Raw genomic sequence first — 15,886 nt, 5'->3', positions numbered from 1 at the left:
ACCTGTCAATATCGGCACTTTGATGCCAAATTCAATTCAATTATAGTTTATAATCCAATATCTAATTTACAAAATAGCGAAAATGAATAGTTTTCAAAAACAGTTGCAACTAGGTTTGTGCTGCGGAATAGGAATTGAAGATGGTAAAAGCATTGTTATGTGGGGCGGCGTTATTTGCCTTGGTGGCTTGTGAGACTACCACCCAAAATGGCGGACGCCCAGGCGATGGTACGGTTGTTGTTCGCCTATCAAAATACAAGCAAAGCAAGATCGAGTTCCGCCACTTGGATGCAGTGAATGCGGTGCGTCAGGCCAATGGGCAGACGCAGGTGGTACTGGATGCGGCCTTGAATGCGGCGGCGCGTGGGCATGCGGCGGATATGGCGCGGCAGAATCGGCCATGGCATTTTGGATCTGATGGATCATCACCCTATGACCGCGCAGCAAATGCTGGCTTTGCGGGGGTATTCGAGGGTGAAAACATATCAGAAACCTTTGAAGATGATTTCACAACGCTGGATGTTTGGATGAAAGAGCCGCTGTCGCGTGCGGTGATTCTAGACGGACAGGCAAATGCCATGGGCATCGGCTGGCACCAAGAGAAAAGCGGTAAAATTTGGTGGGTACAGGTGTTTGGCACAGCCGCGCTAACCCAATAGCTATGGTTTGATGTAAATCGGCGTGCCGACCTTTACCATTGAATAGACCCAACCCATATCACGATCAGATACAGCAATACAGCCCGCGGTCCAATCGCGGCCCTTCTCGCCCTTGTAGCGTGGGCCACCATGGATGAAAATATCCCCCCCCGGATCAACGCCAGCCGCACGCGCCTTGGCACGGTCATTGGCGTTGGGGTATGAAATTCCAAGACTTAGGAAATAGCGGCTGTTGGTATTGACGCGATCAATTAAATAAACACCCTCTGGGGTGCGGCCATCGCCGTATTGTCCCTTGTGCCCCCGAGGGGTGAATCCCAAATCAATTTTAAAGGTTTTGATTACCTTTGATCCTGCCAACATATACATGCGCCGCTTGCTTTTGATCACCGTAACTTGGGTGATTTCTGGCCCATGATAGGCGGGCACGCGTTTGATTATCCCACGCTCGGCGGCGACGGGGCCACCCAGTACCAATAGCGCAGTTACCAGCGCCCAAATGATCCGCATATTTACTGTCCCTCTACCTCTGCCGCCATTTGCTTGGCGGATTTTCTGGCGCGTTCTGTCGCGCTCTTTAATTGTCCACAGGCGGCCATAATGTCTTCACCGCGCGGTGTGCGTACGGGGCTGGCATAGCCAGCTTTGTTCACAATATCTGCAAAAGATTCAATGCGTTCCCAATCAGAGCGCTCGTAGGGTGATCCCGGCCAAGGATTAAACGGTATAAGGTTAATCTTGGCAGGGATGCCCGCAATCAGGCGTACAAGGCGGCGTGCATCTTCGTCGCTGTCGTTCACATCCTTTAGCATCACATATTCAAATGTGATGCGCTCGGCATTCGATAGGCGCGGATAATTACGGCAGGCCTCTAACAGCTCTTCTATTTTATGCTTGCGGTTGATTGGTACCAAAACATCGCGCACATCATCCGTAGTGGCGTGAAACGATATCGCCAGCATACAGCCGATTTCGGCACCTGCGCGAACTATATCTGGCACAACACCCGAAGTAGAGAGTGTGATGCGGCGACGTGATAGCGCAATGCCTTCGTTATCCATAGCGATCAACATGGCATCGCGTACATTGTCCGTATTGTACAAAGGCTCGCCCATGCCCATCAACACGATATTGGACAACAGGCGCTTGTCGCCCGCTGGTTTATCCCATTCACCTAGGTCATCGCGTGCAACCAATACTTGGCCTATAATTTCGGCAGCAGTTAGATTGCGCACCAATTTCTGTGTGCCCGTATGACAGAACGTGCAGGTTAGCGTACAGCCCACCTGAGAAGAAATGCACAGCGTTCCGCGATCGGTTTCGGGAATATAGACCGCCTCTACCTCGTGGCCGCCAGCAATGCGCAACAGGTATTTGCGGGTACCGTCATTGGAAATTTGGCGGGTTACAATTTCTGGGCGCGACAGCGAGAAATGCTCGGCCAAGGCCGCACGGAAATCCTTGGACAGGTTTGTCATTTCATCAAACGTCTTTGCACCTTTTACATACAGCCATTGCCACACTTGGGCGGTGCGCATTTTGATCTGCTTCTCAGGTGTGCCAATGGCGCCCAATGCCTCCATCAAGGCGGGCCGCTGTAGGCCGATCAGATTGGGCAGGGCCGGCAGATCGCTGGCCTTGCGCGGAACAGTCAGCGTATCAGGTGTAATTGGTGGTTTAGACATAGTCGATCCTTGGCCCAGAGGCATTTTTGGCAGACTATTAGAGCACTTCTTCACAGATAAGAAGTGGTATCTTTTAGCATGTTTTCCAAATTTGCACAGCCCAAGCTGATCATAAATTGGTGAACATGTGGTTTATTAGATACCACAGCGCTGTTTGGCGTCATTTAGCGCGGCTGTGAAACCCTTGAGCGAGAAGGTATCCTTGGTGTCTGTGTTGCGCGTGCTGCGTGCGGTTAGAACGGCGGTGGCGCCCTTGGTCATTGCAACGCGCACGGTTTGGTCAACGCTGGGGTTTTCGGGCCATGCGGTTTCGCCAACAGGGCGCAGGTCAAAGGATTGCGTGCCAATGGTCATTTTCACATAGCGATCAGGATCAAAGGGGTAGCCCCCCGCGAATGAAACCTCGCCAACGATTGATTTATCAGCCTGATATGAAACCGATAGCACAATCTCACCGCGCGTCACGGTGCGTGGTTTGCCATCTCGGGAATTTTCGGTCTTTTGAGGGCTAGACGAAATCCAACAGGTTTTGGGGTTACTTTCCTCGTATACGGCCCAGTCTTGAAAGGCATTTACACGCTCTTCTGCCATAACGGGCAGTGCCGCTGTAGCAATCGTTAAAATGATACCTGATTTCAGAAGGGATTTCATATGCCTTGCCTGTTCCGTTTTGTATTAGTGGCGCGTGGCTTTTCGCCTTGGTGCGCATTGACAGCATTATTATATCACAGTTAAGCCTTGTTTCTAGCCCCTAGTCCGCTATCGGCTGAAAATCGCAACAATGGGAACATGGCATGGAAAATTCGGTACAGCTGGCGCAGGTATGGCGCGGTGATTTTTTGGAATGCACCCATAATGGGCATGCGGTGATCGTGGATGCACAGGGTGATATCAAGGGTGCGTGGGGCAATCCAGATCAGGTGATCCTACCGCGCTCTTCTTGCAAAATTCTACAGGCGATGCCGCTGATGCGCTCAGGTGCGGCCCAGAAATTTCGTCTGTCACAGGAACAGCTGGCCTTGGCGTGTTCGTCGCATCAGGGGGCACAGATGCATACGGATCTGGTAGTCAATTGGTTGGGCGCATTGGATCTGGGGCGCGATGATTTACGTTGTGGCCCCCAACGCCCCAGTGATTTTTCCACCGCCAATGCCTTGGTAAAGGCCGGCCAGAAGCCGTGCCAAATCCATAACAATTGTTCGGGCAAACATGCTGGGTTCCTGACGTTGAATGCCCATATGGGGGGCGATGCGGAATACACGGAAATGGATCACCCCGTACAACAGGCGGCGCTGGAGGCATTCGAAGAGTTTTGCGATGAGAAATCGGCAGGCTGGGCGATTGATGGCTGTTCCGCCCCGAATTTTGCCACCAGCCTAGGTGGGCTTGCTGGGGCCATGGCGCGCATTGGTGGCGATGCCGATGGGCGGGTTTTGGCAGATGCCATGGCGCGCCATCCGTTACTGGTGGCGGGCGAGGGGCGGGCCTGTTCTGAACTGATGCAAGCCTGCGAGGGGCGCGCAGTGGTGAAAACCGGCGCTGAGGGCGTGTTCACGGCCATCCTGCTAGATCAGGGTATCGGCATTGCGCTGAAGGTAGATGATGGGGCCATGCGCGGCGCCGAGGCCGCCATTGCCGCATTGCTGGTACGCATGGGGGTGGCCGAGCTTGATCACCCGCTGATTCAAAAGCGGCTGAATGTAGATCAGCTGAACCGACGCAAAATCCGTACAGGCGTTGTGTGTGCCGCCCCTGCACTATTGGCCTAATCCTCGGGTAGTTCGGTGTGGATATGCACATCGCGGCGGGGGTAGGGGATCTGGATATCATTTTCCTTCAGTGCATCCCATAGGGCCAGATAAACATTGCCACGGATATTGGTCAGGCCGCTGGTCGGGTCTTTGATCCAAAACCGCAGTTTGAAATCAATCGAGCTGTCGCCGAAATTAATAATGTGACACACGGGTGCGGGGGTCGATACCACGCGGCCCACGGATTTGGGCGCCTCGGAGGCGATGCGTTTCACGAAATGTGGGTCGCTGTCGTAGGACACCCCAAACAAGATATCCAAGCGCACAAAGTCCGAAGAGTGAGTCCAGTTGACCACTTGGTTGGTGATGAAATCCTCGTTGGGCACCAAGTATTCGCGCCCATCACGCGTGGTGATCGATGCATAACGTGCGCCCAATGATGTGATCCATCCAAAGGTATTGCCCAGCGATATCACATCCCCTGGCTTGATCGATTTGTCCAACAGGATAATCACCCCAGAGACCAAATTTGAAACAATTTTCTGCAAACCAAAGCCAAGGCCAAGGCCTATGGCCCCCGTAAGCAATGCAAAATTCGACAGATCAAACCCAACGGTTTTCAACCCGATCAACAGCGCCACACCATAAAAGCCGATCTGGGCGATTTTCTGCATCAATACCTTGATCGATGGGGAAATATCGCTGGCGGCATTCAAACGCGCATGGGTGGATTTGGTTAGGAAATTGGCCATGACAAACAGAATGGCCAGTGCGAACAATGCCGTCAAAACCATGAGCACCGATAGGCGAAAGCCCTCGGTCTCGATCGCAAGACTTTCTAGTAGCGCGCTGGTATTTTCCCATAGGCCGGTGATGCGCAGGGCGGCATAGGCCCAGCCAAAGGTGCGGATCATTACCCGCACTGTGTTATTGGAAATCAGCCGCGATAGAATTGCAATCGCCAACCATGCCAGCGCAATGGAGGCCACGATATAGATAAAATAGCTACGTGAGGGCCATGTTATGGATTGCATAATCGCATAAGTGGACCATGCAAGCGCCGAGAAAAAAATCAGATCCAGCCGCGCCACCAAGATAGAGGCAAAGCGCAGGGTGGTTTTGGAATGCCCCCCCTGTGCAAGGCTGGTGCGAATGCGCGGACGAAAGACAACCTTTAGGCAATAGGCCGCAAAAATCAGCCCCAGAATGATGCCCATCTGATAGAGCGTCCAAGGTTGCTGTAGCCGCGTTAGGAAATCTGCGACCATATCTGCCAACAGGCCGGCCTGTTCCACCACCGCATCGGCACCTTCGGCTGGGTGCGGGATCGGGGTGCGCTCGGCCTCTTCTAAGGGTTGGATCGACGTGGGGCTGTCTGGGTCTGCCAAGGGTATCTCCTGCTTTGGGGCAGATTAGGCCGCGTGGCCCAGTCCTGCAAGGGCTTGATCCAAGCTGCGCTTGAAGATTGTGCGACAACAGGGTATTGGGCAGTATGACTCGTATTATTGATTTGGATGATAAAACACGGCTGCCATGGAGATTCCATGCAGAGCTCGTAACCCTGTTGCGTGCCAGATAGCCCCTGCCCAATTCTCAGTAGCCACAGTAAAACACCAAGCGACAGGAGTTCATCATGTCAGCACCAAAAACACTCTATGATAAAATTTGGGATGCCCACGTAGCCCACGAAGCAGAAGACGGCACATGTTTGCTATACATCGACCGCCATCTGGTACACGAAGTAACATCCGCACAGGCCTTTGAGGGACTGCGTATCGCGGGGCGCAAGGTACGCGCACCCCATAAAACAATCGCGGTACCTGATCACAACGTGCCCACCACACTGGATCGTGCAGATCCTGCCACCATGACCGAAGAAAGCCGCATTCAGGTGAATGCGCTGGATACCAACGCCAAAGAATTCGGCGTGCACTATTACCCTGTGTCTGACGTGCGTCAGGGTATTGTGCATATCGTCGGCCCAGAGCAGGGCTGGACATTGCCGGGCATGACTGTGGTATGCGGCGATAGCCACACCGCCACCCACGGCGCCTTTGGTGCGCTGGCCCATGGTATTGGCACATCAGAGGTTGAACATGTTTTGGCAACCCAAACGCTGATCCAAAAGAAATCAAAAAACATGAAGGTGGAAATCACCGGCAAGTTGAAACCAGGTGTTACGGCCAAGGATATTACATTGGCTGTGATCGGGGAAACCGGCACTGCCGGCGGTACGGGCTATGTGATCGAGTATTGCGGCGAAGCAATTCGCGACCTGTCTATGGAGGGTCGCATGACCGTCTGTAACATGGCCATCGAGGGTGGCGCGCGTGCTGGGCTAATCGCACCCGATGAAACGACGTTTGCATATTGTAAGGGCCGTCCAAATGCACCCAAAGGTGCCGACTGGGACGCGGCGCTTGAAAACTGGAAAACACTGTATACCGACGAGGGTGCAGAATTTGATCTGGTCGTCACCCTAAAGGGCGAGGATATTCAGCCAGTGGTCACATGGGGCACATCGCCTGAAGATGTGTTGCCAATTACCGCTACTGTTCCAAGCGCAGATGATTTCGAGGGTGGCAAGGTTGCGGCCGCTCAGCGTTCGCTGGATTATATGGGCCTAACACCCGGGCAAAAGCTAACGGATATCGCGATTGATACGGTATTTATCGGATCCTGTACCAATGGCCGTATCGAAGATCTGCGCGCCGCCGCGGAAATCCTGAAGGGTAAGAAAATCAAAGACGGTCTGCGGGCAATGGTTGTGCCAGGATCTGGTTTGGTACGTGCCCAAGCAGAAGAAGAGGGTCTAGCGGACATTTTCAAAGACGCTGGATTTGAATGGCGTATGGCGGGTTGTTCTATGTGTTTGGCCATGAATCCAGATCAGCTGGCCGAGCATGAGCGCTGTGCCTCGACCTCTAATCGGAATTTTGAGGGGCGTCAGGGTTATAAGGGCCGTACGCATTTGGTCTCGCCAGCCATGGCCGCGGCGGCGGCGATCACTGGTAAATTGACCGATGTTCGCACGCTAACCTAGGAGCAATTGTTTGCCGGATTCGATCAAGATAGCGACCTGTAGTTTCTGTGGATTGCGCGCGGTTTTGAAACTGCGCGAATTGACGGGCCATCACGAGCTAGCTTGTGCCGGATGTGCAGCACCGCTGGGCGAGATGAAACCAATGAAAATCTCATCTCGATCACCGGCCCGCCGCACAGGGGTGAAACCCACCCCAAGCTATACGCCCTATAACAAGAAGAAAAAACCGTCCCGCAAGCGCAAGCCGCTGAGCGATATTTTCGAAGACTTTTTCGAGGATATTTGGGACGAAATCGAAGATATTTTCGACTAGGTTAAGGAGACCTATGACAATGGAAAAATATGAAAAACTAACAGGTATCGCCGCACCGATGCCACTGGTGAACATCGACACCGATATGATCATCCCGAAGGTGTTTTTGAAATCAATCGCGCGCACTGGTTTTGGAAAAAACCTGTTTGACGAGATGCGTTTTAACCGTGATGGCACTGAAATCCCTGATTTCGTGTTGAACAAGCCCCAGTACCGCGATGCGTCAATTCTGATTGCTGGTGATAACTTTGGCTGTGGATCATCGCGCGAACATGCGCCTTGGGCGATTGCGGATTTTGGTATCAAGTGCATTATTTCCACCAGCTTTGCCGATATCTTTTTCAACAACAGCTTTAAAAACGGCATCCTGCCGATTGTGATGCCCCAAGAGGTGGTGGATGTGTTGATGCAGGATGCGGAAAAAGGCGCCAACGCGCGTATGACCGTGGATCTAGAATCACAGATTGTAACCACATCCGACGGCGAGGAATTTTCGTTTGAGGTAGATGCATTCAAGAAGCATTGCTTGCTAAATGGGTTAGATGATATCGGCCTGACCTACCAAAAAATCGACGCCATCGATGCCTTTGAGGCTGAACAGGCCGCCAAGGCGCCTTGGCTATAGGTCTGCGCAGATGATAGATGGGCTGGCCAGTGCCGGCCCTTTTTACTGGAAATATTAACTAATTTTGGTATATTCCTGCAAAAGTGACCTGAGCCATGGGTGTGGTTTGGGTCTCTGCGTATTTTCACGCCGACTGGGTGGAGGGGTTATGTTACTGCGCTTATTGGGTGCGACTATACGGGCAGGTTTGGTGTTTCTTACCATTCTAATGCCCACAGCTATGTTGACCAGCGGCTTTGGTGATATCAGCCTATTCAGCATTGTTTTGGCGGTTTTCGCATCTTCCGTGATCTTTGCTGAATATCTGGTCGAGGTGCCCGCAGTTCTAGAATTCCGCTATGCGTCGCCTTATAATCGCCTGCGGTTTTTGGTGGTTATTACGCTGACGTTGGTTGTGGCGCGTGGTGTGCGCGATGGGCTTGTCCTACAAGAGGTGTCTGGGGTTTTGGGATGGCTAGAGGCCATGTCAGGGCGGATGTTCAGCGGTTGGCTTAGCCCTGTTGATTTACTGGATCAGGCCATGAATTATGGCACGGGTGCTGTTGGGCACAACATGCACAATATCGCATCATTTGCGTTACTGGTTTCTATTTTCTCTTGCTGTTTCATTGGGGTGTGGCTGTGGACAGGGCCTTGGCCGCTTAGCCAAGATGGATTTAATCTGTGGCCCAATATGCCCAGCTTTAGCGTGCGTGCGGGCCAACGCGCTGCCGTCAGCATGAGCCGGATCGCGATCCTAAGCTTTACCTTGGCGATCTCTTTGCCGTTTATTCTGCCGTTTTTCATCGGGTTTGGGCGGGTTTATCTGGGGTTGGATTATTCCAACAGCCCGCTGACGTCCTTTTGGATTGTGTTTTTCTGGGCGGTTATTCCCGCCATGGCCTTGGTGCGTACCATTGCATTGCTGAAGCTGGCATTTTTAGCGGAAAACCTGCGCAAGTTCTAGGCGGATATGCCGCCTTGACCATTGCGGGCGGGGGCAGTAGGAAATTCCCAACTTATTCACAAGGGGAATTTCCATGAGCAATCCTTCACTACTTATTCTACCGGGCGACGGTATTGGCCAAGAAGTTATGGCAGAGGTGCGCAAGATCATCGACTGGTTCGGCGAAAACCGCGACCTAAAATTTGATGTCAGCGAAGATCTGGTAGGCGGTGCCGCTTATGATGCACATGGCACGCCTCTAACGGATGCAACTATGGCCAAAGCCCAAGAGGTGGATGCGGTTTTGCTGGGTGCGGTTGGCGGCCCAAAATACGATGATCTGGATTTCGCAGTTAAGCCAGAGCGGGGCCTGTTGCGCCTGCGCAAAGAAATGGATTTGTTTTCAAACCTACGCCCTGCGCAGTGTTTTGATGCACTGGCTGATTTCTCGTCGCTAAAGAAAGATCTGGTTGCTGGCCTTGATATCATGATCGTGCGCGAGCTAACATCTGGGTCGTATTTTGGCGAACCACGCGGTATCTTTACCGAAGATAACCAGCGCGTTGGTATCAACACGCAGCGCTATACAGAATCCGAAATTGATCGCGTTGCCCGCAGCGCATTTGAATTGGCCCGTCGCCGCAACAACAAAGTTTGTTCGATGGAAAAAGCCAACGTGATGGAAAGCGGCATCCTGTGGCGCGATGTGGTGACAGAGGTACATCAGGCAGATTATGCGGATGTTGAATTATCTCACATGTATGCAGACGCTGGTGCGATGCAATTGGTTCGCGCGCCCAAACAGTTTGATGTGATCCTAACAGACAACCTGTTCGGTGATTTGCTATCTGATACGGCGGCAATGCTGACGGGATCACTGGGCATGTTGCCCTCTGCCTCTTTGGGTGCACCTATGGAAAATGGCCGCCCCAAGGCGATGTACGAACCCGTTCACGGTTCTGCACCTGATATCATGGGTCAGGACAAGGCAAACCCCAGCGCCTGTATCCTCAGCTTTGCCATGGCATTGCGCTATAGTTTTGATGAAGGCGATGCGGCTACATTGCTGGAAACAGCGGTCGAACAGGTTCTTGCCAAGGGCATCAGAACCGGTGATTTAATGCAAGCCGACGGTGGGACGCCTGTAGGGTGCAAGGCCATGGGCGATGCGATTATTGCGGAATTGGCGGCGTCTTAAGCGCCCCCAATTCTACACCTAAGGGCGGGTCTTTTGGCCCGCCTTTTATTTTGCCAGCTGCAATTTGAAATCAGCACCATCACCTGTTTCGTTGCAGCGCGGGCGGATTAATACGAATTCTGTACCCTCGGGGATAGAAACGCCACCCAAAGATCGGGTAAAGGGCTGCTCTTCCACATGAGGGTGGTGCAGGGTGCGGTACCCTAGCTCTGTTCCATCTGGGCTATATACGCCCCAACCATCGGCATAGTGATCCCAGCCAGTATCAGGATGCGCAAGGGTTACGGAAAACGACCAGCCACTGCCTGATTTGCTGGCTGTTGCGTCTACCACCTCTGGGGGGGATGCAAAGCTGGGTGCGGCGAATAATATGAATGCGATGAGATATTTCATGGGGTTTGATCCTGTACTTTTGGGGTGAATTTGTGCGCTGGGTTGATAAAGGTCAAGCACTTCTAGAATCTACTGGCATTTGGGCAAGATGGGCCATAATTGGGAGGGGGCCACAGTAGGTGTCGTGCACTTCTATGTGCAGGCTATATTCTTGGGGGTATGTGCATTACTGTGATCTGTGACTGTGGGTTCGGGTGCCTCTTGGGATCGTAGAATGAATATGAAAGGCCGCATGATGATTTCTAAACTTTTTTCCCGACGCAAGAAGGCTGCGCGCGCCGAGCGTATTCGCATCACGCCCCCAACAGCCGCGCCCGACCGCCATGGGATCGCCATTGTTGCCATCCTAAAGGATGAGGCCAAGCATATTGTCGAGTGGGTGCAATTCCACCGCGCGGCGGGTGTGCGCCATTTTATCATTTACGATAACCTAAGCACAGATAATACAGTGGCGTTATTACACGAGTGCCTTTCGGCAGAGATGCTAACACTTATTCCATGGCAAATGGATACACAAGACGCCAAGACGGGCCTGATCCTGCCCCGTCAGGTATTGGCCTATTGCCATGCGATATCCACCTTTGGGGCAGATTACAGATGGATGACCTTCATCGATATCGATGAATTTCTGGTGCCAAAGATCGGCAATACACTGTTAGAGGCGCTAGAGCCTCTGAACCGCTATTCCAATATCTCGCTGAGCTGGACGATGTATGGGTTTAATGGGCACCAAGACCCCCCAGAGGGGTTGACCATCGCACAGTATAAAAACCGCGCAGCAAACCCGCTGGCCAAGGGCATGGGGTTTCTAAACTTTAAGTGCATCGTTGATCCGTGCAAGGTGAATATGGTGGCGGTTCATAAATTCGAAACCACAGACATGGGCGCACAGTCGGTGAATGATCAGGGCGTATCTGCCCATAATAAACTGCGTAAAAAGGCCAGCTTTCTGTCTGATACACGCCTGCAATTGAACCATTACTACACGTTTTCCAAGGCAGAGCTGGATGCCAAGATTGCGCGCGGGGGCGTTTCTGGTGCATCGGGTCAGCGCCACAACGACCGCGTGCGCTTGATTGCCACACAGATAGAGCAAGATACCGTGGAAGACCTATGCGCCTTTGATTTCTGGCAACGTGCCCAGCAAGATGGCTGAGGTTTTTTGCGTCTATAACGAATCCAAGGCCAGCAAGCGGCGTGCGCTGGAGGCTGTTTCTGCGGTGGGCTCGGCGCGCATACGGCGCATGCCCTTTCTATCCTTCACCCCATATCCCGAAACCAATGCGCGCGCCGAATTGGCGCTGTCGTCGGCCACCAAGCCTGCGAAAAACCCATTGCTAAGGGCGCTAAAACGCAAGGTGCTACAGTGGCAGTATAATGGCGCGCGCCGCTATTTTAGCGCCCATCGGGGCCAAACGGCACTCAGTTGGAATGGCCTAAAGGGATCGCGGCGAGCCTTTATGATGGGGGCGCAAGATGCGGGGGCGCGGTGCCTGTATGTGGAACATGCGCCGCTACCGGGCAAGTTATCGCTGGATCGCCAGGGGCTGAATTACACCAACAGCTTGCCGCGCAATGCCGATTTTTACATCCGATGGGCCAAGGAGCATAGGGGCACTATCGACCTGCACTGGCGCAAGGCCAAGCAAAACATCACAGCGCGCAAAGCCCGCGCCGGGTATCAATCGGGCCTTACTGATACGCTGAGCAAAGACGAGCGGTTTGTGTTTATCCCCCTACAGGTGCCCAGTGATACGCAAATTCGTGTGTTTGGGGGCTGGGTTCAGAGCGTGGAAAACATGCTAGATGTTCTGGCGCGCAGTGCCGCGCATCTGCCCGAGGGCTGGCATTTGCGGATAAAAGAGCACCCGTCATCGGATGTATCCTTTGGGGTAATGTTGCGCGAAATGGCAGAGAACAGCCATGGCCGCATACGTGTGGATAACCAGACAGACACCTTTGAACAGGTTGAAAAATCGGGGGCGGTGCTGACGATAAATTCGTCAGTGGGGTTAGAGGCTATGTTTTTTGAAAAACCTGTGATCACGCTGGGGCAGGCCTTTTATGGGTTTTCCCCGCTAGTCCATTGTGCCGATTCTGCGCAGAGTTTGGCAGATTTATTGGCCTCTGTTGCACAGCTGAAGACAGACCCCACACTGCGCAGTGCCTATCTGAATTATTTGCTGAATGAATATTACCCCGATTGGGCGCCAGATGCGGCGGGAAAGTGGCATCTGAATCACAATATCGTTTTAAAAAGGCTGGCAGAATAGCATCATTTGATGCCAAATTGGCTGATTTCTTACGCTATCCTGCGCGTTGCCGCCGCGGGCTCTTTTCTTTTGCTGAAACAGCGGGTAAGAGGCGCTGTCCTTACGGACTTGTCCAAACTTTAACTTTAGGAGACCTAAAATGGGTTACCGCGTTGTTGTCGTGGGTGCTACAGGGAATGTAGGCCGCGAAATGCTGAATATACTGGATGAACGCCAGTTTCCGATCGAAGAACTAGAAGTGCTTGCCAGCCGCAAGTCACTGGGTACGGAATGCATGTTAGGCGACAAGACGTATAAGACGAAGGACTTGGACACCTTTGACTTTACGGGATGGGATATTGCCTTATTTGCTGTCGGTTCAACCGCCACCAAGGAATACGCACCCAAGGCCGCCAAAGCCGGCTGTGTGGTTATCGATAACAGTTCTTTGTATCGCTATGATCCAGAGGTGCCGTTGATTGTACCAGAGTGTAATCCCGACGATATCGAGCTGTACTCAAAGAAAAACATTATCGCTAATCCCAACTGTTCTACGGCACAGATGGTTGTGGCGCTGAAGCCATTGCATGACCGCGCCAAGATCAAGCGCGTGGTGGTTTCTACATATCAGTCTGTTTCTGGCTCTGGCAAAGAGGCGATTGACGAGCTGTGGAACCAGACCAAAGGTAAATATGTTCCCGGTCAAGAGGTAGAAGCCAAGGTTTACCCTAAAGAGATCGCATTTAATGTGATTCCGCATATCGATGTGTTCATGGAAGATGGCACAACGAAAGAAGAGTGGAAAATGGTGGCCGAGACCAAGAAAATCGTCGATCCGGCGATCAAGGTAACCGCCACATGTGTACGGGTACCGGTCTTTGTTGGGCACTCTGAATCCATCAACATCGAATTTGAGGAATTCTTGGACGAAGATGAAGCCCGCGAAATCCTGCGCACTGCACCTGGGATCATGGTCGTGGATAAACGCGAAGATGGCGGCTATGTGACACCTGCGGAATGTGTGGGCGAATTTGCTACATACATCAGCCGTATACGCCAAGACAGCACCATCGATAACGGCATCAACCTATGGTGTGTTTCGGATAACCTGCGCAAAGGGGCGGCGCTAAATGCCGTTCAAATCGCAGAGCTGTACGGCCGTCGTATTTTGAAAAAAGGCTAAGACATATAAATAGGCAGGTCTCTGCCACCTGATGAAAGGCCCGCGCATACGCGGGCCTTTTGTGTTATACAGGGGGAAAAGAGGGATTTTATGCGTCTATTTTATACAGCTATTTTTGCAGTTCTGGCAGGTACCGCTGGGGCTGATCAATTCCAAATTCGATCCGATGTGCGCCACGTTACCTTTATGGCGCAGGGTGGAATCATCACGCGCACTGCTGCGCTGAACCTGCCTGCGGGGCAGCACAAGATTACGGTTTTGGGCCTGCCTGCCAATCTAGAGCCAACGGGGTTTTCCCTGAAATTAGAGAATGCGCCGGATGCACAGATTACCGCCACGCAATTTATCCAAACCCGCAAACAGCCGATCCCTCGGGAGTTTTCTGAGCAAGAGCGCCAGATGCAGGCGCATCTGGATCTGGCTGTTAAGAACCTTCAGGCGCATCAGGCCTTGATGAGTCAGTCCAAGGCCATCGCATCAGCGGCACAGCTGCAGTTGAAATTTCTGGGCAGTGTTGCAGATGGTTCCTCAAGTGCGCTGAGCCTAGAATCCGTGTCAGGGCCTGAGGTTCTTTCAGAGCTGACCCAGAATATCGGCCAAGAGGTCGCGCGCGCCATAAAGGCCGAAACAGAGGGTCGCCACCAACTGGCGCTGTTGACCCGCCAAGAGAACGAGCTGCGCGCAGAGGTAGAGCAAGCGCAAGAGGCGCTAAATGCGGTTACCCCAACCGAGCGTGATGAGTTACAGGTGGTGTTGGATGTGCAGGCCGGCGCGCCGATCAATGGCAGGGTTTCAATCGAATACATTTCAGATCAGGTGTTCTGGAATCCCTATTACCGCGTAAATGTGGCACAGACCCAAGATCAGGGTGATATCACCATCCAGCGCAGCGCACTGATTGTACAGCAAACATACGAGGACTGGGGGGATGTCAATGTTACCCTATCTACGGCCAACCTGAACGAGCGCATGCAAATGTATATGCCGCGCCCACAGACCCCTCGAATTTTTAACCCTGACGACCGGCGCAATTTGTATTCTAAGTCATCTGGATCGGTGAATGCGGATTTCAACTCCATTGCGGAGCCCATGATGGAGGAGCTATCCTCTGCACCGGCGAACAGTGGCGCACAGCTGCTGGGGCAAACCGTGGTCTTTAATGTGCCCAGCTCGATCTCGCTTAAATCTGGCGGCGATGCGGTATTGGTGCCTCTGGATGAAATTCAGACCCAGAAACAGCTATATGCACGATCCAGCGCAAACGAAAAAGGCCAGAGCTTTCTGATGGTGGATATGGAAAACACCACCGCTGGGCGGATCATTCGCGGTAATGCGGCGGTGTTTCGCGATGGCGCATTTGTGGGGGATATAACCATGCCTGACAGTGTGGCGGGGGATGAATATTCCCTAGCGCTGGGCGTATTAGATGGGCTGATTGTTCAGCAAGAGGTGATAGAACGCGAAGACGGCGACAAGGGCATCCTGTCATCGCAGCAGACCGCCAAATATGCCTACCGCACCGAGGTGAAAAGCCTGCTGTCCTATGATATCGCCCTGCATCTGTATGACACCATCCCCCAATCCACCCAAGAGGATCTGGTGATCAGCGATTATGCCAAGCCCGCCATCACTGTGCGCGATGCAGATCGCACCAAAGGATTGATGATATGGGAGCTAGACGTACCGGCGCAATCTGTTCAATCCGTTGATTTCGGGTATCAGATGCGCTGGCCCTCGGGGATGCAACTGGAATAGCGCATCACATAACTGTTATCTCTGAGGCTTGCATCAAGCGCCAGAATGATCAAACTTGCCTACATATAATATAAGCCAAAAGAACACCCAACAGCCAACGGAGT

At 52.6% G+C, this 15,886-nt stretch carries 16 protein-coding genes; 11 read left to right on the top strand and 5 right to left on the bottom strand.

The window, feature by feature from the left end:
- Positions 1-140: 140 nt before the first annotated feature.
- Positions 141-659, top strand: coding sequence for a divisome-associated lipoprotein DalA (dalA, locus tag QQL62_RS08740; protein ID WP_284377894.1), 519 nt, complete (start codon positions 141-143; stop codon positions 657-659).
- Here the strand turns inward: dalA and QQL62_RS08735 are convergent, their stop codons facing one another.
- From QQL62_RS08735 to QQL62_RS08725, 3 genes are all read right to left on the bottom strand, one after another.
- The gene (locus QQL62_RS08735; protein WP_284377891.1) at positions 660-1,169 is read right to left on the bottom strand and encodes a L,D-transpeptidase family protein; all 510 of its coding nucleotides are present in this window, start codon (positions 1,167-1,169) and stop codon (positions 660-662) included.
- Between the two features lie 2 nt (positions 1,170-1,171).
- Complete coding sequence (rlmN, locus tag QQL62_RS08730; protein ID WP_284377888.1) at positions 1,172-2,344, bottom strand: dual-specificity RNA methyltransferase RlmN; 1,173 nt, start codon at positions 2,342-2,344, stop codon at positions 1,172-1,174.
- 135 nt (positions 2,345-2,479) lie between these two features.
- Positions 2,480-2,995 (bottom strand): invasion associated locus B family protein, encoded by a 516-nt coding sequence (locus QQL62_RS08725; protein ID WP_284377886.1) that lies wholly within the window; start codon positions 2,993-2,995, stop codon positions 2,480-2,482.
- A 143-nt stretch (positions 2,996-3,138) separates the two neighbouring features.
- Between QQL62_RS08725 and QQL62_RS08720 the strand changes: the two genes are divergently transcribed.
- Positions 3,139-4,113, top strand: a complete 975-nt coding sequence (locus tag QQL62_RS08720) for an asparaginase (RefSeq protein ID WP_284377884.1) — start codon at positions 3,139-3,141, stop codon at positions 4,111-4,113.
- Here QQL62_RS08720 and QQL62_RS08715 read toward each other — a convergent pair.
- Positions 4,110-5,483, bottom strand: a complete 1,374-nt coding sequence (locus QQL62_RS08715; protein WP_284377881.1) for a mechanosensitive ion channel family protein — start codon at positions 5,481-5,483, stop codon at positions 4,110-4,112. The two genes, QQL62_RS08720 and QQL62_RS08715, sit on opposite strands and share 4 nt — an antisense overlap.
- A gap of 245 nt (positions 5,484-5,728) precedes the next feature.
- On the opposite strand from QQL62_RS08715, the gene leuC reads away from it, so the two are divergent.
- The 5 genes from leuC (at position 5,729) to leuB (ending at position 10,199) form a co-directional block, all read left to right on the top strand.
- Complete coding sequence (leuC, locus tag QQL62_RS08710; RefSeq protein WP_284377878.1) at positions 5,729-7,138, top strand: 3-isopropylmalate dehydratase large subunit; 1,410 nt, start codon at positions 5,729-5,731, stop codon at positions 7,136-7,138.
- A 10-nt stretch (positions 7,139-7,148) separates the two neighbouring features.
- On the top strand, positions 7,149-7,451 hold the full coding sequence (locus QQL62_RS08705) for a hypothetical protein (protein ID WP_284377877.1): 303 nt from the start codon (positions 7,149-7,151) through the stop codon (positions 7,449-7,451).
- Between the two features lie 19 nt (positions 7,452-7,470).
- Positions 7,471-8,076, top strand: a complete 606-nt coding sequence (gene leuD / locus QQL62_RS08700; protein ID WP_284377875.1) for a 3-isopropylmalate dehydratase small subunit — start codon at positions 7,471-7,473, stop codon at positions 8,074-8,076.
- A 148-nt stretch (positions 8,077-8,224) separates the two neighbouring features.
- Positions 8,225-9,022, top strand: coding sequence for a hypothetical protein (locus tag QQL62_RS08695; RefSeq protein ID WP_284377873.1), 798 nt, complete (start codon positions 8,225-8,227; stop codon positions 9,020-9,022).
- Positions 9,023-9,095: 73 nt separating this feature from the next.
- Entirely contained in the window at positions 9,096-10,199 is a 1,104-nt protein-coding gene (leuB, locus tag QQL62_RS08690) for a 3-isopropylmalate dehydrogenase (protein ID WP_284377870.1), read from the top strand.
- A 45-nt stretch (positions 10,200-10,244) separates the two neighbouring features.
- Here leuB and QQL62_RS08685 read toward each other — a convergent pair whose 3' ends face one another.
- Positions 10,245-10,592: a hypothetical protein gene (locus tag QQL62_RS08685; RefSeq protein WP_284377867.1), complete on the bottom strand. Its 348-nt coding sequence runs from the start codon at positions 10,590-10,592 to the stop codon at positions 10,245-10,247.
- 214 nt (positions 10,593-10,806) lie between these two features.
- On the opposite strand from QQL62_RS08685, the gene QQL62_RS08680 reads away from it, so the two are divergent.
- From QQL62_RS08680 to QQL62_RS08665, 4 genes are all read left to right on the top strand, one after another.
- Positions 10,807-11,748, top strand: a complete 942-nt coding sequence (locus QQL62_RS08680; protein WP_284377866.1) for a glycosyltransferase family 92 protein — start codon at positions 10,807-10,809, stop codon at positions 11,746-11,748.
- A complete protein-coding gene (locus QQL62_RS08675; protein WP_284377864.1) occupies positions 11,741-12,865 on the top strand; it encodes a capsular polysaccharide export protein, LipB/KpsS family in 1,125 nt (374 codons plus the stop codon). Before QQL62_RS08680 ends, QQL62_RS08675 begins: the two co-directional genes overlap by 8 nt.
- A gap of 139 nt (positions 12,866-13,004) precedes the next feature.
- Positions 13,005-14,027 (top strand): aspartate-semialdehyde dehydrogenase, encoded by a 1,023-nt coding sequence (locus tag QQL62_RS08670; protein WP_284377858.1) that lies wholly within the window; start codon positions 13,005-13,007, stop codon positions 14,025-14,027.
- 90 nt (positions 14,028-14,117) lie between these two features.
- Positions 14,118-15,782, top strand: coding sequence for a DUF4139 domain-containing protein (locus QQL62_RS08665; RefSeq protein ID WP_284377856.1), 1,665 nt, complete (start codon positions 14,118-14,120; stop codon positions 15,780-15,782).
- The last annotated feature ends 104 nt before the right edge of the window (positions 15,783-15,886 follow it).

Source organism: Amylibacter marinus (assembly GCF_030160015.1).
GTDB lineage: Bacteria > Pseudomonadota > Alphaproteobacteria > Rhodobacterales > Rhodobacteraceae > Amylibacter > Amylibacter marinus.
The sequence above is the reverse complement of the archived record's forward strand: the minus strand, read 5'-3'. Positions and strand labels throughout refer to the sequence as shown.